This window comes from Phytobacter sp. MRY16-398, assembly GCF_003925915.1.
Classification (GTDB): Bacteria; Pseudomonadota; Gammaproteobacteria; order Enterobacterales; family Enterobacteriaceae; genus Phytobacter; species Phytobacter diazotrophicus.
The window spans coordinates 1,568,746-1,591,085 of sequence record NZ_AP018756.1; the positions used below are offsets into that span (position 1 = coordinate 1,568,746).

At 55.0% G+C, this 22,340-nt stretch carries 15 protein-coding genes; 14 read left to right on the forward strand and 1 reads right to left on the reverse strand.

The genetic code is table 11. The features are described 5' to 3' along the window. Positions 1-10 precede the first annotated feature (10 nt). Positions 11-904 carry an alpha/beta hydrolase family protein gene (locus MRY16398_RS07645; protein WP_232034387.1) on the reverse strand — a complete coding sequence of 298 codons (894 nt, stop codon included), beginning with the start codon at positions 902-904 and terminating at the stop codon, positions 11-13. Between the two features lie 119 nt (positions 905-1,023). Between MRY16398_RS07645 and MRY16398_RS07650 the strand changes: the two genes are divergently transcribed. From MRY16398_RS07650 to MRY16398_RS07725, 14 genes are all read left to right on the forward strand, one after another. Then, on the forward strand, positions 1,024-2,727 hold the full coding sequence (locus MRY16398_RS07650) for a condensation domain-containing protein (protein ID WP_197718604.1): 1,704 nt from the start codon (positions 1,024-1,026) through the stop codon (positions 2,725-2,727). 3 nt (positions 2,728-2,730) lie between these two features. Then, on the forward strand, positions 2,731-3,429 hold the full coding sequence (gene lapG, locus MRY16398_RS07655) for a cysteine protease LapG (RefSeq protein WP_125124110.1): 699 nt from the start codon (positions 2,731-2,733) through the stop codon (positions 3,427-3,429). 9 nt (positions 3,430-3,438) lie between these two features. After that, positions 3,439-5,385, forward strand: a complete 1,947-nt coding sequence (gene lapD / locus MRY16398_RS07660; protein ID WP_071196166.1) for a cyclic di-GMP receptor LapD — start codon at positions 3,439-3,441, stop codon at positions 5,383-5,385. Between the two features lie 26 nt (positions 5,386-5,411). Then, positions 5,412-5,756, forward strand: coding sequence for a tryptophan synthase subunit beta (locus MRY16398_RS07665; protein WP_079496204.1), 345 nt, complete (start codon positions 5,412-5,414; stop codon positions 5,754-5,756). A gap of 280 nt (positions 5,757-6,036) precedes the next feature. Continuing rightward, positions 6,037-9,957, forward strand: a complete 3,921-nt coding sequence (locus MRY16398_RS07670) for a retention module-containing protein (protein ID WP_172600630.1) — start codon at positions 6,037-6,039, stop codon at positions 9,955-9,957. 180 nt (positions 9,958-10,137) lie between these two features. Further along, positions 10,138-11,487: a TolC family outer membrane protein gene (locus MRY16398_RS07675; RefSeq protein WP_039079767.1), complete on the forward strand. Its 1,350-nt coding sequence runs from the start codon at positions 10,138-10,140 to the stop codon at positions 11,485-11,487. A gap of 101 nt (positions 11,488-11,588) precedes the next feature. Continuing rightward, entirely contained in the window at positions 11,589-13,775 is a 2,187-nt protein-coding gene (locus MRY16398_RS07680) for a type I secretion system permease/ATPase (RefSeq protein WP_125124112.1), read from the forward strand. Then, complete coding sequence (locus MRY16398_RS07685; RefSeq protein WP_125124113.1) at positions 13,762-15,126, forward strand: HlyD family type I secretion periplasmic adaptor subunit; 1,365 nt, start codon at positions 13,762-13,764, stop codon at positions 15,124-15,126. The genes MRY16398_RS07680 and MRY16398_RS07685 overlap by 14 nt, the downstream gene beginning before the upstream one ends. 184 nt (positions 15,127-15,310) lie before the next feature. Beyond that, positions 15,311-15,769, forward strand: a complete 459-nt coding sequence (gene tnpA / locus MRY16398_RS07695) for an IS200/IS605 family transposase (protein WP_038918153.1) — start codon at positions 15,311-15,313, stop codon at positions 15,767-15,769. Positions 15,770-16,333: 564 nt separating this feature from the next. Then, positions 16,334-16,843 (forward strand): hypothetical protein, encoded by a 510-nt coding sequence (locus MRY16398_RS07705; RefSeq protein ID WP_125124114.1) that lies wholly within the window; start codon positions 16,334-16,336, stop codon positions 16,841-16,843. A 645-nt stretch (positions 16,844-17,488) separates the two neighbouring features. Next, complete coding sequence (locus MRY16398_RS07710) at positions 17,489-18,847, forward strand: TolC family protein (RefSeq protein WP_039079771.1); 1,359 nt, start codon at positions 17,489-17,491, stop codon at positions 18,845-18,847. Beyond that, positions 18,847-19,353, forward strand: a complete 507-nt coding sequence (locus MRY16398_RS07715; protein WP_125124115.1) for a hypothetical protein — start codon at positions 18,847-18,849, stop codon at positions 19,351-19,353. Before MRY16398_RS07710 ends, MRY16398_RS07715 begins: the two co-directional genes overlap by 1 nt. Then, the gene (locus tag MRY16398_RS07720) at positions 19,299-21,071 is read left to right on the forward strand and encodes an ATP-binding cassette domain-containing protein (protein ID WP_125124116.1); all 1,773 of its coding nucleotides are present in this window, start codon (positions 19,299-19,301) and stop codon (positions 21,069-21,071) included. Before MRY16398_RS07715 ends, MRY16398_RS07720 begins: the two co-directional genes overlap by 55 nt. Beyond that, complete coding sequence (locus MRY16398_RS07725; protein WP_079496207.1) at positions 21,061-22,311, forward strand: HlyD family efflux transporter periplasmic adaptor subunit; 1,251 nt, start codon at positions 21,061-21,063, stop codon at positions 22,309-22,311. The genes MRY16398_RS07720 and MRY16398_RS07725 overlap by 11 nt, the downstream gene beginning before the upstream one ends. The last annotated feature ends 29 nt before the right edge of the window (positions 22,312-22,340 follow it).

Consider the following 22,340-nt stretch of genomic DNA (forward strand, 5'->3'; position numbering starts at 1 on the left):
GGTTGTATCCTTACTCATTCAGGGCAGTGCCGTGGTGCGGGCAAAGGGCTATCGCATTAACCCCCTGATTACCCTGTAAATCATGGTATTCCGGCGCGACGGCGGGGCGTTCGAGCTGCTTCACCTGATGGCCATGTTCACGCAAAGCCTGTACGAACCGGGTTTGCAGATCGAACGGCGTGTTACGATCCTGCCGGTTGCCGATCACCAGGATTAATCGTGCGGGATCGTTCGCTATACCCGCTACGTGGTCGAGGGGATCCCACGGGTTAGCGAGCCCGGTGCCGTCCAGGCCCGGGGCTGATGCCTCGCCACGTTCTTTGCGCATACGCCCGGCCCGTTCCAGTAGCCCCCATGCGCCGGAGGTGAGCACGGCACAGTCAATATCCCGGCGTCCAAACGTGAGCAGCGCCGATGCGGCCGTTGCGCCACCGCTGTGTCCGCTGAGGATAAAGCGCGCAATACCGTAGCGTGCTTTGATGGCATCTACGGCGGCATTCAGCGCGAGAAATTCTTCTGCCTGGCGGCGGCGATAGTGGTTGCCGCTGGAACCATAGGTTCCCGGACGGGCAACAATCAATGTTGGTAGCCCGCTTCGACGAAAAATGGCCTGCGCCTCGCGGCGTTGCGCGTCGGCTGTATTGGCCGGGATCTGGTCTGGCGGGCGCTTAATCAGCGATACCCGATCGCCTTTAAACATCACCAGTGCCAGCGGCGCATCCTGCAGGGAGCCCGCACTAAAGTAGCGAATACAGGCCGAGCCGCCCGCATACTGAACCCACACGGCGTCATCGCCAACCGGACAGGTCTGCGGGTTAGCGGGCTGGTTCCACAGTAGCGGCGTGTCGGCATGGGCGACCACACCGACAAGCAGCAACAGAAAAAGTGCGTAAAAGGGCCTCACAGCACCGCCTCAACGGGCAAAGATATAGATGTACAGAATACACAACCAGGCATTCATAATGTTATTATGATACAAGGATTTTCAGCACTGGGGATGCCCGGGAGCAATTAAGGAGTCAAATGTCGCTCAGCCACTTACTTGCGCAAACCCGCCCGGTGATGGAAACGCTGGATGTAGCGGCAAAACCGTCTCTGTGCCCGTCCTGGGTCATCTTTTTTAGCGTGTCCGACAGTAAAAGCCGTGCCCACGTTGTGCGCGGCTGTGGCGAGACATTCGACAAAGCCTGGCAGCAGGGAACGCAGTCGCTGCAACAGTGGCGTAAAAAGAGCGGTCTTAAGGCCTGCTGGCTGCGAGTTGACATGGTCGACAAGGTCGACACGCTACGTTGGGATACGCTGCAAGCTCGTCTGGCGAAGACCAAACGGAACTATTTTCGCTTCGGGCTGAGTCTGGACCCGGCATTTTGCTATGCCATGCTGGAGCAAGAGATCGCCGCCAACGCGCTGCTCTATAACGGCGATCACGGCGTCGCTACCCCTAACGCCAGTAACCTTGCCCATTATTCCCGTCGTCGCTTTGGGGCGGTCTTGAACTGGCCTGAGCACCCTGACCAGACGCTGTGGCGTTTCACTACCCGCGCGCTGTTTTGCGATGGTGAGCAGGTATTGCCCATCGAGTCGGACGGACGTAACAGCGGTTATCGCCAGTTGCCCGAGTGGCAGGAGACTGCCCTGGAGCCGATGATTGACTCGGCGACGGATTACCTGGCACGCCAGGTGACACCTTCCGGACGTTATCATTACGGCTGGTTCCCCTGCTTTGATCGCGCCATTCCGACCTATAACGCCTTGCGCCATGCCAGCTCGACTTACGCCTTGCTCGAAGGGTGGGAAGTGACGCAACACCCCGCCCATTTTGCGGCTATTGAGCGGGCGCTGGATGCCCTGTCTACCACGTTTATTCGTACCTGCTCCTTGCCCGATGGCGGCGAAGCCGATTTCCTGGTAGATACGGGTGATGAGATCAAACTGGGCGGTAACGCGGTCTGTATCCTGGCGATGGCGAAATATACAGAACTGACCAATGACGAGCGCTATCTGGGTGCAATGGCGCGGCTGGCGGCTGGCATCGGTTTTATGCAGAACGCGCAGAACGGGGGCTTCGTACATGTGCTCAACGCCGGGGATTTATCGCTCAAGGCGGAGCACCGCATTATCTATTACGACGGGGAAGCCGCCTTTGCCCTGATGCGTCTCTATGGATTGACGAAGACACCGCGTTGGCTGGAGATGGTCGAGCGGGCAATGGACTATTTTATCGAACAGAAGCACTGGCAGGCCCACGACCATTGGCTCAGTTACTGCGTTAATGAACTGACGCTCTACCGACCGCTGGAACGCTATTATCAGTTCGGTCTGGATAATGTGCGCGGTCATCTCGATTTTGTGCAGGAACGTATTACCACTTACCCCACGTTGCTGGAGTTGATGATGGCGGCGTCGCGGATGATAGAACGGCTTGCCGTTTCGCCATACCAGCACCTGTTAGCGGACTTCGACATGACCGTATTCAACCAGGCGCTGGAAACCCGTGCCCGCTACCTGGCGAATGGTTTTTTCTGGCCGGAGCTGGCCATGTTTTTTAAAAATCCGCCGCGTATTGTCGGCAGCTTTTTTATTCGTCACCACAGTTATCGCGTCAGGATTGACGATGTTGAGCATTACCTTTCCGGCTATGTCGCGTACCGTAAACGCTGGCTGACGCGACCTGAGCGCGCCATGCAACTGACAATGCCCGTTAGCAACGTTGCCCGGACAGGCTGACATATGCGGCGCCCCTACCGTCATTTTTTGTGTGCAACGTTGCGACGCGGGTTATCCTTCGCGCTGGTGGTGTTGCTTATTTTCTCTCCAGGACTGGGCGCCGGGTGCGATTTTAACGCCATCTCCACGCAAACTGAGCGGCTCTACGGCCCGGCGACGCCAGCCGCCAGGCAGCGGATTGATGAGTGGGCCGCCTTGCTTAAAAATCCACCGCAGGGCACGATTCAGGATAAATTGAATCAGGTAAACCGGTTTTTTAATGCCCGAATGGCGTTCAAAGATGACATTGTCGTCTGGCATCAGCAGGATTATTGGGCAACGCCGATAGAATTTTTACGTAAAGGGGCAGGGGATTGCGAAGATTTTGCGCTGGCGAAATATTTTACGCTGCGTGAGATGGGGGTTCCCGCCAACCAGTTGCGTATTACTTACGTTAAAGCACTTCAGTTAAATCAGGCGCATATGGTGGTGACGTGGTATGCCACCCCTGATGCGATCCCATTAGTACTGGATAACCTGAAAACCGCCATCTTGCCTGCCACACAGCGTACAGATCTGCTCCCGGTTTATGCTTTTAATGGGGAAGGGCTGTGGTTGCCGCAATCCGGCGGGAATAAACGCGTGGGGGACAGTAAACGACTCTCCCGCTGGCAGGATCTTCTCACCAGAATGCGTGCAGAAGGATTTGAAATTAATGAATAGGATGTGGCTATGTCCCTTTATAAGCAGCTACTGATCGGCATCTGTTTATTTACGCTCGTCATTTTCTGCGGCAACTTTTTTGTTTCTCTGGAGGGTTCCAGGGAGCAATACCGGAATCAGCTCAGCGCCCACGCACAGGATGCGGCAACGGCGCTGGGGTTGTCATTGACGACCCATATTGATGATCCGGCAATGACGGAACTGATGGTGAACTCCATCTTTGACAGCGGTTATTTTTACCGTATTCGGGTGGTGGATATTAAAACCAACAAACCCATCATTGAACGCACCGACAATCCGCAAAGCGCCAGCGTGCCGGACTGGTTTGTTCGCATGGTAAATCTGAGTCCAGGGGAAGGCGACGCCATTGTCACGCATGGCTGGACGCAGGTTGCCAGGGTTGAGGTCGTTAGCCATCCGATGTTTGCCCTGGCGCGTCTTTGGGACAATATGGTCGCCAGCTTTTTGTGGCTTATCGGCTGTAGCTTGTTATTTATTCTCGGCGTAACTCTTCTGCTGCGCCGTCTCTTGCGACCGCTTAACTACATTGTGGAGCAGGCGATGGCTATCTGTCGCCGCGAGTTTCTCAATGTTCCCGCGCTGCCGAAAACGCCGGAACTGCGTCGGGTCGTTGAGGCGACCAACCTGATGGTGACGCAACTTGAGGCGTTGTTTGGCGAGCAGGCGCAGCGCACCGAATCCTTGCGCCGGGAGGCTTACCACGACAGCCTGACGGGCCTGAACAACCGTCGCGCTTTTGATATGCAATTGCAGTCGCGTCTGAGCGATGAAGAGAATGACGCGGGTCACCTGATCCTGTTGCGGGTTCAGGATCTTATCGGCCTTAATCAGCGTCTTGGCGGCGCGAAAACCGATAAGCTGCTGATCGCGGTGGCAGATATTCTCAATGGCCTGCAAAAGCATTACTTCCGTAATGAAGGTTTCCTGGCCCGTGTGCGCGGCGGGGAGTTTGCCATCCTTGCCCCGCAGTTCCTGCATAATGAACTCGACAACCTGACTAACACTCTCAGTACCCAGCTTAAGGCGCTGTCAGAAACAGGAATGAGCGACGTGACACCGGTCGCCCATTTCGCTCTGGTGCCCTTCCATGTTGGCGACAAGCCACAGACGATACTGATGCAGGCAGACCAGGCGCTGGCGATGGCGGAAACCGAAATGCGCTTTTTTGCCAGCACGGATATGACGGTTACAGACGATAGCGAAGAGGATCATCATAGCTGGTATACCCGTCTGGATGCGGTACTGACAGACGGTGCTTTCGAGCTTTTCTCGCAGCCGGTTTATGAATGCAACAATGCGCATGTTGTTTTGCATCATAAAGTGCTCGCCCGTATCAGAACGCCGGAGGGCGAGCTGATACCCGCAGGACGTTTTATGCCGTGGATCCACCGCCTCGATCTCAGTCGCCGCATGGATATTGTGATGTTGCAACAGACGCTGCGTGAGATGGAAAAATCAAACCGGCCACTTGCACTGAGTATTAGCGGTGCCAGTGTGGCTGATGACCAAAGCCTTCATGCACTGTTACAACCCTTGGTGAATGCGCCACAATTGGCATCGCGCCTGACGCTGGAACTGGATGAAAACGAGCTACCTGATGCCGAGCGGGTCACTATTCTGGTCAAACGGCTTAAAACGCTGGGCTGCCGTTTAGGGATCCAACATTTTGGCGGCCGGTTCCATCTCATCGGCAATTTGCCGCAGTGGGGGCTTGCCTGGCTCAAAGTTGACGGTAGCTACATTCGTAATATTGATAGTGAAGAAGATAAAAAACTGTTTATCGAGGCCATTTATTGGGCAACCCGACAAATTAATTTGCCACTGATTGCTGAACGTGTGGAAACAGCGGGCGAACTGGCGGTTCTCGAAAATATCGGCCTGTATGGCGCAATGGGGCGCTATTTTGCTGATGCCAGCACCCTGGGTGGAAATTAACCTGTCAGGCTAAAAAGAGGCTGAAAATGTACTACATAGAACGCGATGAAGCGGGGCGTATTATTCAGGTGGAGCTTGTCCCTTTTCATGCCATGACAGAACAAAGTGAAGTCAGCACTGCAGAAATTGACGAATGGATGCGGCAGAGAGAAATTCGCGAGGCATCGCTACTGCAATTGCGGCAGAGCGATCTTGAGATGGTTCGCGTCCTGGAGGACCTGATCGAAGTGCTGATGAGTAAAGGCGTCATCAGCATTACCGATCTGCCACCGGTCGCTCAGGCAAAGCTGACCAGCCGTGCACAGGCGCGTCGTTCGTTGAGTGGTCTGGAAGGATTAATTTCCGATGATGACGATGAGGGATTTATATAATTCGTCATTTTTACTTACTTAATATATATCATGTACGACACAGGGACTATTGACAAAGTCCCTTTTTTTTAACCTAAATTCCTGCCCGCACTACTATTCATTCACTTCATCTATTAATATAAGGTCCTTAAGCGAAGCGGCATCAATAAATCCTCTGCCGGAACGTGCTTTCATTACCTTTGTTACATGTTGCATTACAAATACTAATTAAATTCTCTTTTAGCATTCTACGCCTGGTCAGTGGATGAATTGGGCGAGAACAGGATCGAGGGAACTACACATGAGCGGCGTCTCTGGGATCGTCAAAGCGGTAATAGGACAAGTGTTTGCAGTAGCACCTGATGGCAGCCAGCGTTTATTGGTTGAAGGTGACAGGGTCCTCGAAGGAGAACAGGTCGAGACTGGGGCTTCTGGTGCAATTACCTTGTCTTTGGCGGATGGCAAGCAACTGGACCTTGGCCGTGACAGTCACTGGGACAGTACGGGCAGCGTGACCACTGAACCTACGGCTACTCAGCAACAAGATGTTGCCGCTATACAACAGGCGATCGCAGATGGGCAGGATCCGACGCAAGCCCTTGAAGCGCCAGCCGCGGGTCCCCAGGCAGGGGGCACTGGCGGCAGTGATGCCGGCGGAAGCGGCGGCGGATCGCACACACATGTGGTTCTCGATTTAACCGGTCAGATCGTTGACCCTGGTGCCGGATACCCAACGGTTGGCATTGATTTCCCTGATGCCGAACGCCCTCAGGAATTAACGCGGCTTGATCCAGGCGTTGCCACTGCATCAACGCCTGCCGATCCCAATACGAATCCGAACCCGCCCGATGATTCCGACGCCGATGCGGATGCGGACGCCGATGCAGATGCAGATTCCGACGCGGATGCAGATGCTGACTCAGATGCCGATGCCGACGCGGATGCGGATGCCGATGCAGACGCCGATGCGGATGCCGACGCGGATGCCGACGCGGATGCGGATTCCGATGCCGATGCGGATGCAGATGCGGATGCCGACGCTGATGCTGATTCAGACGCCGATGCAGACGCCGATGCGGATGCCGACGCGGATTCTGATGCCGATGCGGACGCGGATGCGGATTCCGATGCAGACGCTGATGCAGATGCAGATGCTGACTCGGATGCAGATGCCGATGCGGACGCCGATGCCGATGCGGACGCCGATGCCGATGCGGACGCCGATGCCGATGCCGATGCTGATTCCGACGCCGATGCAGACGCTGATGCAGATGCTGACTCGGATGCAGATGCCGATGCCGATGCGGATGCCGACGCTGATTCTGATGCGGATTCCGACGCAGACGCCGACGCAGACGCAGATTCCGATGCCGATTCCGATGCAGATGCAGATGCGGACGCCGACGCGGATGCAGATTCTGATGCCGATGCGGACGCGGATGCGGATTCCGATGCAGACGCTGATGCAGATGCAGATGCTGACTCGGATGCAGATGCCGATGCGGACGCCGATGCCGATGCCGATGCCGATGCCGATGCCGATGCTGATTCCGACGCCGATGCAGACGCTGATGCAGATGCAGATGCTGACTCGGATGCCGATGCCGATTCCGATGCTGATGCAGATGCGGACGCCGACGCGGATGCAGATTCTGATGCCGATGCGGACGCGGATGCGGATTCCGATGCAGACGCTGATGCAGATGCAGATGCTGACTCGGATGCAGATGCCGATGCGGACGCCGATGCCGATGCCGATGCCGATGCCGATGCTGATTCCGACGCCGATGCAGACGCTGATGCAGATGCAGATGCTGACTCGGATGCCGATGCAGATGCGGACGCCGACGCGGATGCAGATTCTGATGCCGATGCGGACGCGGATGCGGATTCCGATGCAGACGCTGATGCAGATGCAGATGCTGACTCGGATGCAGATGCCGATGCGGACGCCGATGCGGACGCCGATGCCGATGCGGACGCCGATGCCGATGCCGATGCTGATGCTGATTCCGACGCCGATGCAGACGCTGATGCAGATGCAGATGCAGATGCTGACTCGGATGCAGATGCCGATGCCGATGCGGATGCCGACGCTGATTCTGATGCGGATTCCGACGCAGACGCCGACGCAGACGCAGACGCAGATTCCGATGCCGATGCCGATTCCGATGCTGATGCAGATGCGGACGCCGACGCGGATGCAGATTCTGATGCCGATGCGGACGCGGATGCGGATGCGGATTCCGATGCAGACGCTGATGCAGATGCAGATGCTGACTCGGATGCCGATGCCGATGCCGATGCCGACGCTGATGCGGACGCCGATGCCGATGCCGATGCCGATGCCGATGCCGATGCAGATTCTGATGCCGATGCCGATGCCGATGCCGATGCCGACGCAGATGCGGATGCTGACGCCGACGCGGATGCTGATTCCGACGCGGATGCTGATTCCGACGCAGATGCGGATGCGGACGCCGATGCAGACGCGGATGCCGATGCCGATGCCGATGCAGATGCGGATTCCGATGCCGATGCAGATTCTGACGCTGACGCGGATGCTGATTCCGACGCCGACGCCGACGCCGACGCAGACGCAGATGCCGACGCGGATGCCGACGCCGATGCAGACTCTGATGCCGATGCGGACGCCGACGCCGACGCGGATTCCGATGCCGACGCCGATGTGAAGCTGACCGTGACGATCACGCCTGGCGGCAAAACAACGGATACGTCAGATAATACGATCACCCATATCAATGGCGGCAGCGGGAACCCGAACGGATACGATATCCAGAACGGCGTGATCGTGGCGATTGGCAGTAACGTACATGTCTGGCTGACGCCGGATAGCCCGGATGGCGCCATCAAGGGCGACTTTGTGCCGAAATCCGACAGCGCGTCGCAGATTCACTACTACACCAGCAGCGGTAATGCCAACACCGACGATAGTGCCAAAGGGCACACCGATATCTTCGTTGTCGGTGACCATACGGGCGGTTATTACCAGCAGAGTGACTGGCCGAACAGCAAATATAATTTCGTCTCCCTCAAAGGGATCACTGGCAACGGCAACGTAACGGAAGGCGATGTCGGCAAAGACTATATTTTTGTTCAGGGTAACAGTGAGGACTACAAGGTAACAGGGGTTCCTCATCCGCAGAACCATCAGAACAACGATATTGATAATCTGCAGATTACCGATGAGAACGGTAAGCATCCTTTTGAAAACGCGAACCATATTGAGGGCGTGGTCTTTGGTGACGGGCCATCGTCATCTCACGGCGGCAGCACCACCACAAGCTACACGGTCACGTTGAATCTTGACGTTAACCTCGAAAGCTCCGACAGCAATGACCATCTGAACGCCATCACGGTTGGCGGGATCCCTGAACACGCGACCTTTAGCGGCAATTACACGGATGTCACTTATGATGCGGTCAACAAGGTCTATGTTCTGACCTTTGCCAGCGACACGACACACTATTCCGGACAGGTCAGCGTTGAATTACCGGATGGCAAGAGCACACTTGGCGATATTACTCTGGATGTCGACTCCACCGCGTCCGATCAACTCGAACACCATTTCACCTTTGATGGTGAAGAGGGCGGGCAGCACATCAGCGACAGCCATAGTGATGGCGCAGATGTAAACCATCTTGCAGATACGTCTGACGAGACACATATGACGTTGAGTCATATCGCCGATGAGAGCCATTCAGACAGTGACTCGCTGTCGGATACCGACAGTCAGGCGCGGATGAGCAGCAGCGCCGCAAATGACACGCAAACGACAGAAGCTGATCATAGTTTGTTCACTGACAGTAGCCACAGCGCATCGTTAATTGATGACACAAGCTTAATGCTCACTCCGCTGGCTGCCGATAACACATCCGGTCACGCAGAGACACCGACGGCATCGGCGGATAACGCGATGACGCCTCTCTCTGCCCATGCGCAGGAGGCGGCGGCAAACACCCCGACCACCGCCGTGGACAATGACCAGCAGTTGAACTTTAGCGACATCATCCATGATGAAGAACATCACGACCTCAGCAGTTTGATCCAGGCGGGGCCGCAGAGTGAAACGGCGAATAACCCGACGGAAGCCGAGCATGTCCCGGCCGAAGGCGGTATGACTGCGAATACTGATAGTTACGATGCTGGCCACGAAGCGATGGTTGATAACCTGATCTCTAAACCGGAAGAAACAACCTGATAAGCCGCCGCTTAGCGCCCCTGGGTGGCTAAGCGGCCTGTCACCGCAATGTGAATTCAGGGCTGGCGAGAGATTACGAGCAATTAAAACAGCCAGGACGCAATTTCTCCCCCGGTTCCGTGGCATTTTCCCTGGTGGGTCATCCCCACAATCAGGGGCATAACGAAAAGGAAGACAAGAATGAAATATGGTAGCCAGTTATTCATGGGTGCAGCGTTGACTGTGTGCGCGACACAGAGCCAGGCTACTACCCTTGAGCAGGCGGTAAAAGACAGCCTGTTATGGCACCCACAAGTTAACGCCTCGGCAAACAGTCGATACTCCGCTGAACAGGATCTTCGCGCCGCCAAAGGCGGCTATCTGCCTTCGCTGGATCTCACCGCCGGTAGCGGCTGGGAACAAACCGACAATTCCACGACCCGTGCGGCGGGCGAGCATTTGCGTAACCTGAACCGCAGCGAATCGGCTATTAATCTTACGCAAAATGTCTTTAATGGCTTTGCGACTACCAGCGAAGTCGCGCGTCAGAAAGCAACGGTAAACTCGCGCGCCTGGACCGTGTTGAATACCAGCGAAAGCACCGCCCTGCAGGCTATTCAAAGTTATCTTGATGTGCTGATGCGTGAGCAGATGGTAAAACTGGCGGAAGACAACCTGCACAATCACGAGCGCGTGTTCGATCAAATTCGCCTGCGCACCGCCCAGGGGGTAGGCCGCCAGGCCGATTACGATCAGGCGGAAGCCCGCCTGGCGCAGGCGCGGAACAATCTCCTGACCGAACAAACCAACCTTGAAGACTCCAGAGCTAATTATCAAAGCGTTACCGGCAAAGATGCCGACACGCTGGTGATGCCAGGCAAAATTACGGTTCCCGCCTCACTGGAGGCCGCCCGCAAAGTGATGCTGGAAAACAACGCGCTGCTCAAACAGGCTGATGCCGATGTGGAAGCGACCCGCCAGCAGTATGAAGCGCAGAAATCGCGTTTTTACCCGAATGTTAACGTCGAAGTCGGTCGCACGATGGACAACAACCTTGACGGTACGCGCGGACATAACCAGGAATGGCAGGCAATGGTGCGTATGCGCTACAACCTGTACAACGGTGGCAGCGACCAGGCGACACTCACCTCTTACGCTTACAAAATGAAAGAGGCTCAGGATGTGAAAAATAATGCCCTGCGCCAGTTAAACGAGGAGTTGCGTCTTGCCTGGAATGCGAAGAACAACGCTGAACAACAGGTGCCGATCGCCAAAGAATATGCTGAGCGTAGCGTGACGGTGCGCAGCGCCTATCAGGAACAGTTCAGCCTGGGCGACCGTACGCTGCTCGACATGCTCGACAGTGAAAATGAAGTCTTCACGGCACAACGCCGTTACGTTGAACTGCAATTTGTCGACATGTTTACGACCTATCGCATCAGTGCCCGTACGGGGGAACTGCTTAAGAGTCTGAACATTCAGCCGCCATCGGCCTCACAGCCGCTTGATCAGGCTCAGCGTACGCAGGCGGAACTGCCGGAACTGAATTAATACGGCTCTAAAGAGTTGTGGGGTGACTGGCGGCATAAAACCGGCGCTCACCTCGCTGTTTATGACCTGCGGCCTGAGTCTGCAGAACACTGAGGCAAAGAATGACGCCTGCTACTGACACGCCTGAGAACGTCGATATTTCCCCCGAAGCCCCGGTCAGGCACGATCCCCGGCAAACCCATGATGATCCGTTGCTGGACGCGCTGATGATCATCTGCAAGATGCATAACATCGCAACCAGCCGTACTGTTCTGACGACCGGGCTGCCGCTGGCGACCCATTCGCTGACGCTGGAGGCGTTTCCACGTGCTGCGGGGCGTGCGGGGCTGAAAGCGCGTGTGGTACAACGCCCTTTTGATAACATTACCGCGCTGTCGCTGCCTGCCATTCTGTTGCTGAAAAACGATCAGGCGGCCGTATTAATCGGCTGGGATGACAACCAGCAGGCCCGACTGCTGCCCAGTGAAACGGAAGGCGGGGAAATTACGCTATCACGGGAAACGTTGGCGGAAAATTACAGCGGCAGGGCGATTTTTATCTCCCCGGAACATGAGTTTGACGCCCAGCCGACGGCCACGTTACCGCGAACGACCGCCTGGTTTCAGGACACCCTTAAACTCTCAAAATTCCTCTACTTCGATGCGGTGATCGCCAGCTTTCTGGTCAATCTTGTGGCGCTGTGCGCCCCATTGTTTGTGATGAACGTTTATGACCGGGTTGTGCCTAATCAGGCAACGGCCACCCTATGGGTACTGGCCATTGGGGTGAGTATTGCGTTTGTTTTCGATTTTGTACTGAAAATCTTGCGGGGGATTTGCCTCGATCTGGCGGGTAAAAAGACCGACCTGGTGGTCTCCTCGGCGCTGTTCGAGCGGCTTTTAGGGATGAAGATGAAGCTGCGTCCAAAGCGGGTGGGCAGCTTTGCGCAGAACTTCCAGGAGTTCCAGTCGATTCGTGATTTCCTGTCGTCGCTGACGCTGACAGCCTTTATTGATTTCCCCTTCACCTTATTAATTTTATTGGTGATTGGAGTTATTGGTGGCCCACTGGTGCTGATCCCGCTGCTTTCCTATCCGCTGGCGTTGCTGGTGAGCTGGCTTATTCAGCGCCCGCTGATGTCGCGGGTACAAAAAACCTATCAACTGGCCAATGAGCGTCAGGCGATGCTGGTAGAGACACTGACCGGCCTTGACGCTATCAAAATCAATAACGCGCAGAGTGAGCGCCAGTACCAATGGGAGCATCTTACCGGCCAGTTGAGCAAACTGGAGCTGCGGGTGAAATCACTCTCCTACGTGGCGGTGAATTTTACCTCCTGGCTGCAACAGGCCAGCGGCGTGGCAATTATTGTCGCCGGGGTATATGTCATCATCGGCGGCAATCTCAGCATGGGGGGGCTGATTGCCTGCTACCTGTTGCATCGCCGTGCGATGATGCCCATCGGCCAGCTTTGCAGTCTGATTACCCGTTACCAGCGTGCGCGAATGACGAAATCGACCATCGACAGAATGATGGGGCTGGAGCAGGAAGTGCAGGAGGGTGAGGTACCGCTTAAGCGTGAAACCCTTTCGGGGGCAATTGAACTGCGTGATGTGACCTTTTGCTATCCGGGCAACCAGTATGCCTCGCTAAGTAACGTTTCACTGGTCATTAAGCCCGGTGAAAAGGTGGGCATAATCGGTCGTAGCGGTTCAGGAAAAAGCTCGCTGGCGAAATTGCTGGTCGGTTTTTACCAGCCGGACAGCGGCAGCGTGTTGATTGACGGTATCGACCTTCGCCAGATCGATGTGCACGATTTGCGGCATAACATTGGCTACGCGCCGCAGGACATCCACCTGTTCAACGGCACGCTGCGGGAAAACCTGCTCTACGGCGCAAGCTATGTTGACGACGAGACCATGCTGCGGGTCGCGAACCTGACCGGCGTCCATGAGTTTGCCCGCCGTCATCCCTCTGGCTACAACATGCAGGTTGGCGAACGTGGCATGAGCCTTTCCGGCGGGCAGCGTCAGGCGGTTACGCTGGCGCGGGCGTTGTTGCTCGACCCGCCGGTCCTGCTGATGGACGAGCCCACCAGTTCAATGGACAACACCAGTGAAGATCTGATTAAAAAAGCGCTGGCACCGGTTATCAGCAACAAGACGCTATTGCTGGTGACGCACCGTGCGTCGCTGCTGTCGCTGGTTGATCGGCTGATTATCGTCGACAACGGTAAGATCATTGCCGACGGCCCGAAAGAGAGCGTCATGAACGCGCTGAAAAAGGGACAAATTCATGCGAATCGTTGATGCGCTTAGCCGCCTGATGAACTGGCTCTCAGGAGAGAAACCGTCAGCAACCTTTACCACCAATGAGGTTAACAAGGCGCTGCTTGATGATGCGCCCCGCGTGGTGCGGGTAACCCTATGGGCCATTTTCGCCTTCTTTATTGCGATGATCGTCTGGGCTTCGCTGGCCGAGATTGATGAAGTGACACGCGGGGAAGGGCGGGCTATTCCCTCATCCCGTCTGCAGAAAGTCCAGAACCTTGAAGGGGGGATCGTTGCCGAAGTTTTTGCCCATGAAGGCGAAGTGGTACAAGCCGGTGCGCCGCTGCTGCGTCTGGATGACACCCGTTTTCGCTCTAACGCCGGAGAAAGCGAGGCCGATAAACTGGCGCTCGAAGCACGGATCCAGCGCCTGACCGCTCAGCTTGATGAGGCCAGCGAACTGACGCTGTCGCCGGAAATAGTCAGTCAGGCGCCGGAAATCGCCAGTGGGGAAATGGCGCTGTTCACCAGCGTCAATAAACGCATTCAGAGTGAACTTGCCGGACTGAACGAACAGTTGATTCAGAAGAAACAGGAACTGCTCGATTTCCAGGGCAAACTGACGCAGTACCGCCGTAGCCTTGAGCTACAGCAGCAAGAGATCACCATGTCTGAACCGCTGGTGGCAAAAGGCGCTATCTCAAAAGTGGAAATGCTGCGTCTGCGTCGCGCCGGGGTTGAGACGCAGGGGCAACTGGATTCCGTCATCCTTGCTATTCCGCGCGCGCAGGCGGCAATCAAGGAGATTGAAAACAAGGTCAGTGAAACGCGAGGGCGCTATCGCAGCGAAGCGCTGGAACAACTGAACCAGGCCCGTACCGATCTGAGTAAAATTGAAGCATCAGGTAAAGCAATTACCGACCGGGTGAACCGCACACTGGTGACTTCACCGGTTCGCGGCATCGTCCAGCAACTGCTGGTGAACACCATTGGTGGGGTGATCCAGCCGGGCAATGACATTGTGGAAATTGTTCCGCTTGATGACACGTTGCTGGTTGAGGCCAAAATTCGTCCCCAGGACATCGCCTTTTTGCGACCGGGGCAGGAAGCAACGGTAAAATTCACCGCCTATGACTACACCATTTACGGTGGGCTTAAGGGCAAACTAGAACAAATAAGCCCCGATACGATGACCGACAAAGACGGGAAGAGTTTTTATATTATTCGCCTGCGTACCGATAAAAACCACCTCGGCACGGATGAAAAACCGCTATTGATTATTCCTGGCATGGTGGCCTCGGTGGATATCATTACCGGCAAGAAAACCATTCTGGCGTATTTGCTTAAGCCTATTCTGCGCGCCAAAGCAGAAGCGTTCCGCGAGCGCTAAGCGTTGAAGTCAAAAAGCCTGCGATGAGCAGGCTTTTTATTGTCTATAGAAAACCCCCAGCTAGGCTGGGGGTTCCGGAAAGCTTTCAGCTTTAAGCCAGTTATTAAAACCCCTTTTGATTTGTTAAAACAGCTTGCGGTCTGGCAACTGCAAAAGTTCAACAAGAAATCAAAAGGGGGTCCCGATGGGGGACGAAAAGAGCTTAGCGCACACCCGCTGGAACTGTAAATATCACATAGTTTTTGCGCCGAAATACCGAAGACAGGCGTTCTACGGAGAGAAACGTCTGGCGATAGGCAGCATTTTAAGAAAGCTGTGTGAGTGGAAAAACGTACGGATCCTGGAAGCTGAATGCTGTGCAGATCATATCCATATGCTTGTGGAAATCCCGCCCAAAATGAGCGTATCCGGCTTTATGGGATATCTGAAAGGGAAAAGCAGTCTGATGCTTTATGAGCAGTTCGGAGATCTGAAATTCAAATACAGGAACAGGGAGTTCTGGTGTCGGGGATACTACGTGGATACGGTAGGGAAGAACACAGCGAAGATACAGGAATACATAAAGCACCAGCTTGAGGAGGATAAAATGGGTGAGCAGTTGTCGATCCCTTATCCGGGCAGCCCGTTTACGGGCCGTAAGTAAGGAAGTTTGATGCAAATGTCAGATCGTATGCGCCTGTTAGGGCGCGGCTGGTAACAGAGCCTTACAGGCGCATCTGAAAAACCTCCGGCTATGCCGGAGGATATTTATTTTGTTAAAGAGCCCAGGCCTGCACCTGTCAGATATCCTTAAATCTGCTTCAATAACCATATGTTTTTTATGTCTTTTAATCCGCAAAGTGCGTAACGAATGCCGTCTTCTCCACCTGCCTTTTGTACGCTGATTTCACTTCCATTGTGAGTTTAACTCACAATGAGTTGCAGTTTTTATCGTTTTGCAAACGAGAATCTTTCAACAATACTGAGACAGTAAACCAGACCCAGAGATTTTTTCATTAACGAACACACTATTTATCTGGTGGAGAGTTGTTTGCATTTATCGGCCTTTTTAAGGCCCTCAAAATAAACTCTTTTTCACGTTGCGATACATTATTTCAGCATCTTTGGGATGCAGGTATTTATTTTGGTGAGTCACGAGATTAAAGCAATAGATAAAAATCCTCACTACAAGTTGAATTAAGACTGTCAGTTTTACAAGGTGAATAAGATGACATTAGAGATGTTGAATTATTTAATTGAATTAGCATTAAACAATACCTCGACCTCACCAGTTATGAAAAAAAACGCTGATGGTCATCAACAGCCAGCAGATGATGAATTGTCAGCTTTTATTGCATACCTTTCACAACAAAAAGAGAGTGGTGATACGCTGTCAAAAATGAAATATCGCTTAGCACTGATCTCTGCTGCACAACAAGATTCGAAAAAAGCAGAACAATTATTAGCTGCTAATACCCCGACGGAAGAAGAAGCCTGGCCGATAATGGATTTCACACACTGGCCTGCGGTGCGTTATGCCGGCTCAGGTGAGGCACAGACGCCTGAATCCGAAGCCTATTTTCAGCGTATCTCAGCCGCGGCGGCGACGATACGCTCTGCCATTACCGATGCAGAACGCGCTAAAGGTACCTCTTCATTCCATATTCTTGAAAAGATTCTGGCCCTGAATAGCGCTTTGCCTGAACGGTATAAAGCGATGGCAAATATTCAGTATTAGTCGCCAGATATATCTTCGGGATAATAAGGCGGGTATGACGATGTGTTGTTATTTGCCGTAAATATGAGGTAAATAACAAGCAAGTATTACCCGAGGTTTACCCATGCTGGTGCCATACCTGCACAGACCGGGTGAGAGATGTCAACGACAGCTTTCCCCGCGAACTGGCCTGCGGCTGCAAGACGCCACGATATATTTTTAACAAGCAACACTCTTCCAGTCGTTATCTTCACTTTTTACCAGTACAGAAGTCTGGCCGGCGTGAAAATCCTGTATAAGGTTTCGCCGCGCTGGACTCAGGCTCGCCCTGGCCATTCTGCGCTCTCCACATCCTGCAATCCGTCAGTTCTCTACAGCTTCATCAGATAGCCCGCTGATAATAATTTTTCAGCCGATGCGAATATTTGCGTTAGGTAAACTTAACTTAATAATTGACTATGTTTTACAGGTTTTATTACACGATTACATACCTTGACACAGATGTTATCAATAGGTAATTATGACGTGAAGCAATAGTCTTTTTCTTATTTATGACTCGTTATACCGGCCACGCCATTTATCCACTAACGGTGACGTCGGGATAACATGAGCAACATCAGGATCGACGAGTCTTTTATCTTTCTTTAATAAAGGGCTCATCAGACAATGGGGATTCGTTCAGATCGTCACTGTTATTACATACTTACTGTAATCAGTCTTTTTTTACCCTTTGTCATTTCAGTCACCCAGGCTGAGGCCGCCACCCTTTCGTCGTCATCACACCGTATTTCTGAGGATACCTCGCCGGGTGGTCTGTTTGCCGCGTTGCGCAGCACGATGCTCCATCACCCCAGTCTGGCCAGTCAGCAGGCGCTTGTGCGTTCCAAAGAGGCCAGCGCCGACAGCGCCCGCGCGGCACGTTTGCCAACGCTTGGTGCCAGTGCCGGGACGGGGCAAATTTCGGGTTACAGTGATTCCCGTACAACCACGCTGAGTGTTTCGCAACCGTTATGGGCTTTTGGGCGTATCGACAGTGCTATTGACTACGCCGACAATGACACCCTTGCTCAGCAAGCCACGGCCTGGGCTACCCGTCGTGAATTGCTGGAAGATACCGCGGTGGCTTACGCGAATATACAGGGTATTCGCGAGCGTCTTGCCGTTGCTGAATCAAACGTTAACAATCATCAGGCGTTGCAGGAACAAATCCAGCGCCGCGCGCAAGGGGGGCTGGCTTCTCCAGCCGATGTCAGCCTTGCGAAGGCCCGGTTGTTACAGGCACGCTCATCGCTCGAACAGGCCAAATCGGACCTGCGTACCGCCGAATCCACGCTGTTATCCCTGACTCAGGTGCCGATCGCAAGCGAACTGCCGATCCCTGGCAGCATCCTCAAGTTGCCTGCTGATACCTCTATACAGGAACAAATCCTTGCGCAGAGTGCGACGGTGCGAGCACGTGAAGCGGCGGTTACGCTTGCCGAAGCTGATGTGGAACGTCAGCGCACCTCATCGCGACCGACCGTCTCCCTGCAAGCCGCGCGCAACGAATATTCAGGTATGCCCAACCAGAGAAATAATAATACGGTCAATGTGGTTGTGACCGGCACGATGGAGGGGCTGGGGCTGGTCTCCCGTGGCCTCCAGAACGCGGCGCTGGAACGCGTGGAATCCGCACGACAGGATCTGGCCGAACAACGCCACAGCGAAGACATTCAAACGCGCCAGTTGCTTGATCAGCGTGATGCTAACCAGACGCTGATTGCCGGTTATGAACAGTCTGTCGTCGAACTTAGCGGCACGCTGGCCTCGTTCCGTCGCCAGTACGAATCGGGTTACAAGAGCTGGCTGGATGTCCTCAACGCCGTACGCGAATTAACCGAACAACAACAAGCACTGGTATCGGTGCGATCGGCATGGCGGGTCGATTGCCTGCGCCTGGCCGCACGCACGGGCCGTATGGACGATACCACTGGCGCCCTGACCACGGGCACTCAATTTGCTAACACGTCTGCGAGCCATCCCTGATGATACCTGTTCCTCTTCCTGAATTACTGGCCTTGCTGGACAAGCTACATGCCCCGGTGAATAAAGCGGCATTAACGCAGGCGTATGCCCGCGCGCAGGCCGTTCCACCGTTAACCGATCGTCCACAGGATTATGTGCGCGGTTTGCTGTCAGACGCGGGAATGAAAGATATCCGGCTGGCGTTGTTCCCCTGGCGGCGTTTTGATCCCCGTCACCTCCCGGCACTGATGTGGCACGAACAGACATGGTGGCTGGCTGAACGGCACAACGAAGAGGGGAGAGCCGATACCCTTACGCTGACCCGTGAAGGTGTCGAACCCCGAACGCTGGCGATAGACGACATTGTGACCGGCGCGCGGGGACGACGGCGGGTGACGAAACGGCTGTACTCTGGTTCAGCCTGGCTTCACACGTACAGTCAGAGAACCTCTCTGACAGCGAAAATCCGGCTATGCGCCTGGTCTGGCGAGAACTGTTGCGCGATCGCCGCTGGGTGTTCCGGGTAGCTGCCGCCACGCTGCTGGTGAATATTCTGGCCATTCCCACATCCCTCTTCGCCATGCAGGTCTACGATCGTGTCGTGCCCACCCTGGCCTGGGCGACACTGACTACGCTTGTGGCGGGGATGGGGTTGGTTGTAGGACTGGACTGGCTGCTCAAAACATTGCGTGCCCACATCATGGACAGCGTTGCCAGCAGTGTGGATAAACGCCTTTCCCAGCATGTTTATGAACATTTGTTGCACCTGCAACTCGACCAACAGCCCGGTAGCCTGGGCACGCTGGCCGCGCAGGTAGGGGCGCTGGATTCGGTTCGACAAGTTTTCTCTGCCGGTCTTGTCTTTGGAATCGTGGATCTGCCATTTGCATTGCTGTTTATCGGGATTATTGGTCTGATCGGGGGGCCAGTCGGCTGGGTTTACCTGGGAATGCTCCCCATCGCGCTGGCGCTGGGTCTGTATACCCGTCTGCGCTTACGCCGTCTCACGCGCCAACAAATGCTGCGCAGCAATGAGCGTTTGGGGCTGTTAGTCGACAGTATTCGCGGTGCCGAAACCCTGCGCGCCAGTCATGCTGGCTGGCGTTTTGCGCAAGACTGGGAGACGCTCAGTCATTCCATCGCAGGCTACAGTATCCAACAAAAATCCCTCAGCCAGTTTTGTACGAACACCACCGCCAGCCTGTCGACGCTGGCCTATATCATGGGCATTGTTGTTGGGGTATGGGGCGTTGAAGCCGGCTATTTGACCACCGGGGGCATGGTCGCGTGCAGTATTCTGGGGGGCCGTGTTATCGGGCCGGTGAGCCAGGGCGTTCAGTATCTGATGCAGTGGCAGCAGGTCCGGGAGGCGCTGGATATGGTGAACAACCTGCTGCGCAAACCTACAGAGCGCCGCGCCGGACAGACCCTGCTGCTGCCCGATCGCCTGCCAGAACATATTAGTGTCGAAAAGCTGCGCTTTGCCTTTCCGCAGTCTCCGGTACAACAACTCAATATTCCCGCACTCCACTTTCACGCTGGTGAACGTGTTCTGCTGTTGGGCCCTGTTGGCGGCGGTAAATCAACGTTGCTCAAGATCCTGGCCGGACTCTATCGCCCCGGTGAGGGCCGTGTCCGCCTGGGCGATGTGGATCTGTGGGAGATCGATCCCCAGGTGGTCAGCGTTCAGGTTGGCTATCTGCCACAAGCGGTGCAGCTCTTCAAAGGGACGCTGCGAAGCAATCTGATGCTCGCAGGCGCCGTCAGCGACACCACGCTGACAGACATCACCCGCGATCTGGCGCTGGATCAGGTGGCGGCCAGTAATCCGCTGGGTATGGATATGCCTATCAGTGAGGGGGGCTCAGGTCTCTCTGGCGGTCAGCGCCAGCTTGTTGGCCTGGCGCGTGTGCTGATGTCCCGTCCTCGTATCTGGCTTCTGGATGAACCGACGGCCTCGCTGGATGGCGAAGCGGAGACGCGTGTCTGGAAAGCATTACAAGCCAGGCTGCAGCCGGAAGATATCCTCATCGTCGCCACTCATCGTCCGATGGCGGCCGTTAATTTTGCTACCCGCGTGCTTGTCGTACAGGAAGGTACTGTCGTACGTGATGGTACTCCTGACAAGGTGTTGCCAGGACTGATGGCCCGCGCCACTGGCTCGCGTCCCGCCGCTGAGGTAACGAACGTGAAAACACACATGCCCGCAGCATCACATTCAGCAGGAGTCCTTCATGGCCGTTGAACTGTTTGACGACGAGGTCGCTGACGCCGCTCGCGTGAATCGTCTGGAAAATTACTACCGTAGCCGAGTCCCGGCAGGGCTTATCTGGAGCATCGTCGTACTGGTGCTGGGTTTTGTCATATGGGCTATGTATTTTCGCATTGATGAAGTGGCACGGGCTCACGGTGAGGTTATCGCCAGCAGCCGTGTGCAGATCATCCAGACCGTGGACGGTGGCGTACTTTCCGAACTGCGTGTCAAAGAGGGTGATCATGTTAAGGCGGGGCAGATTCTGGCTCGCCTCGATCCAACTCGCGTGGAGGCGGCGGCAGGTGAAGTGGACGCGCGCATCGCCGGTCTCAGGGCGCGCATTGCCCGACTTCGCGCAGAATCAACGGGACAATCCGCTCCCCAGTTCCCCGCCGATCCCGGTCCGGCGTTACGCGAGCAGGCCGATATTGAACGCGCACTGTTTCTGCAACGCCGTCAGAGCCTGCAGGAAGATATAACAGCGCTGCAAACCGCCGTGAATTTAGCCAACCAGAAGCTCAGCCTGGTGAACGGGCTGGAACGCTCTGGCGATGTTAGCGCCAGTGAGCGGCTTAATGCACAGCGCGAGCTTAATGAGGCTCGTGCCCGCCTGCTTGGTCGGCGCAATAAGTTTTTGGATGATGCGCGGGCCGATCTCACCAAGGCAGAAGATGATCTGGGCCAGACCTTGCAACAGATGGCCGGTCGTCGCCAGCAGGTACACGATACGGTGTTTACGGCCATGGGGCCTGGGATTGTTAAAAATGTCCGCGTCACCACGCTGGGCGGGGTATTACGTGCCGGTGATGAGATTATGCAAATCGTCCCGTCAGATGATGCCCTCATCATAGAAGCCAAGGTTCTGCCTGCTGATATTGCCCGCGTTCAGGTTGGATTACCGGCTACTGTGCGCCTTGATCCCTTCGATTACACCATTTATGGGGCATTGCAGGGTGAAGTGATTTACGTATCGGCCGATACCCTTAAAGAAAACACCTCGCGTGGCGAGGAGATCTACTACCGCGTCCATGTTCGTTTGAAAAGCCATGCAGAAGGTCTGTCAGACCATCAGGAAGATGGGCAGCTTGTGCGCAGTACGACAGGTCGTCAGCTTGACATCCTGCCGGGCATGACATCCCAGCTCGACATCCGTACCGGTGATCGCACGCTGATGGACTTCTTACTTAAACCTTTGCGTAAAACACTCAGTGAATCATTCCAGGAGCGATGACACCGCCGGTGACCGTTGCAACCCGATTT

Excerpts from the sequence above, each read along its gene's own strand:
- MRY16398_RS07650 (WP_197718604.1), top strand. The coding sequence starts at position 1,024 with ATGTCGCTCAGCCACTTACTTGCGCAAACCCGCCCGGTGATGGAAACG.
- lapG (WP_125124110.1), top strand. The coding sequence starts at position 2,731 with ATGCGGCGCCCCTACCGTCATTTTTTGTGTGCAACGTTGCGACGCGGG.
- lapD (WP_071196166.1), top strand. The coding sequence starts at position 3,439 with ATGTCCCTTTATAAGCAGCTACTGATCGGCATCTGTTTATTTACGCTC.
- MRY16398_RS07665 (WP_079496204.1), top strand. The coding sequence starts at position 5,412 with ATGTACTACATAGAACGCGATGAAGCGGGGCGTATTATTCAGGTGGAG.
- MRY16398_RS07670 (WP_172600630.1), top strand. The coding sequence starts at position 6,037 with ATGAGCGGCGTCTCTGGGATCGTCAAAGCGGTAATAGGACAAGTGTTT.
- MRY16398_RS07675 (WP_039079767.1), top strand. The coding sequence starts at position 10,138 with ATGAAATATGGTAGCCAGTTATTCATGGGTGCAGCGTTGACTGTGTGC.
- MRY16398_RS07680 (WP_125124112.1), top strand. The coding sequence starts at position 11,589 with ATGACGCCTGCTACTGACACGCCTGAGAACGTCGATATTTCCCCCGAA.
- MRY16398_RS07685 (WP_125124113.1), top strand. The coding sequence starts at position 13,762 with ATGCGAATCGTTGATGCGCTTAGCCGCCTGATGAACTGGCTCTCAGGA.
- tnpA (WP_038918153.1), top strand. The coding sequence starts at position 15,311 with ATGGGGGACGAAAAGAGCTTAGCGCACACCCGCTGGAACTGTAAATAT.
- MRY16398_RS07705 (WP_125124114.1), top strand. The coding sequence starts at position 16,334 with ATGACATTAGAGATGTTGAATTATTTAATTGAATTAGCATTAAACAAT.
- MRY16398_RS07710 (WP_039079771.1), top strand. The coding sequence starts at position 17,489 with ATGGGGATTCGTTCAGATCGTCACTGTTATTACATACTTACTGTAATC.
- MRY16398_RS07715 (WP_125124115.1), top strand. The coding sequence starts at position 18,847 with ATGATACCTGTTCCTCTTCCTGAATTACTGGCCTTGCTGGACAAGCTA.
- MRY16398_RS07720 (WP_125124116.1), top strand. The coding sequence starts at position 19,299 with ATGCGCCTGGTCTGGCGAGAACTGTTGCGCGATCGCCGCTGGGTGTTC.
- MRY16398_RS07725 (WP_079496207.1), top strand. The coding sequence starts at position 21,061 with ATGGCCGTTGAACTGTTTGACGACGAGGTCGCTGACGCCGCTCGCGTG.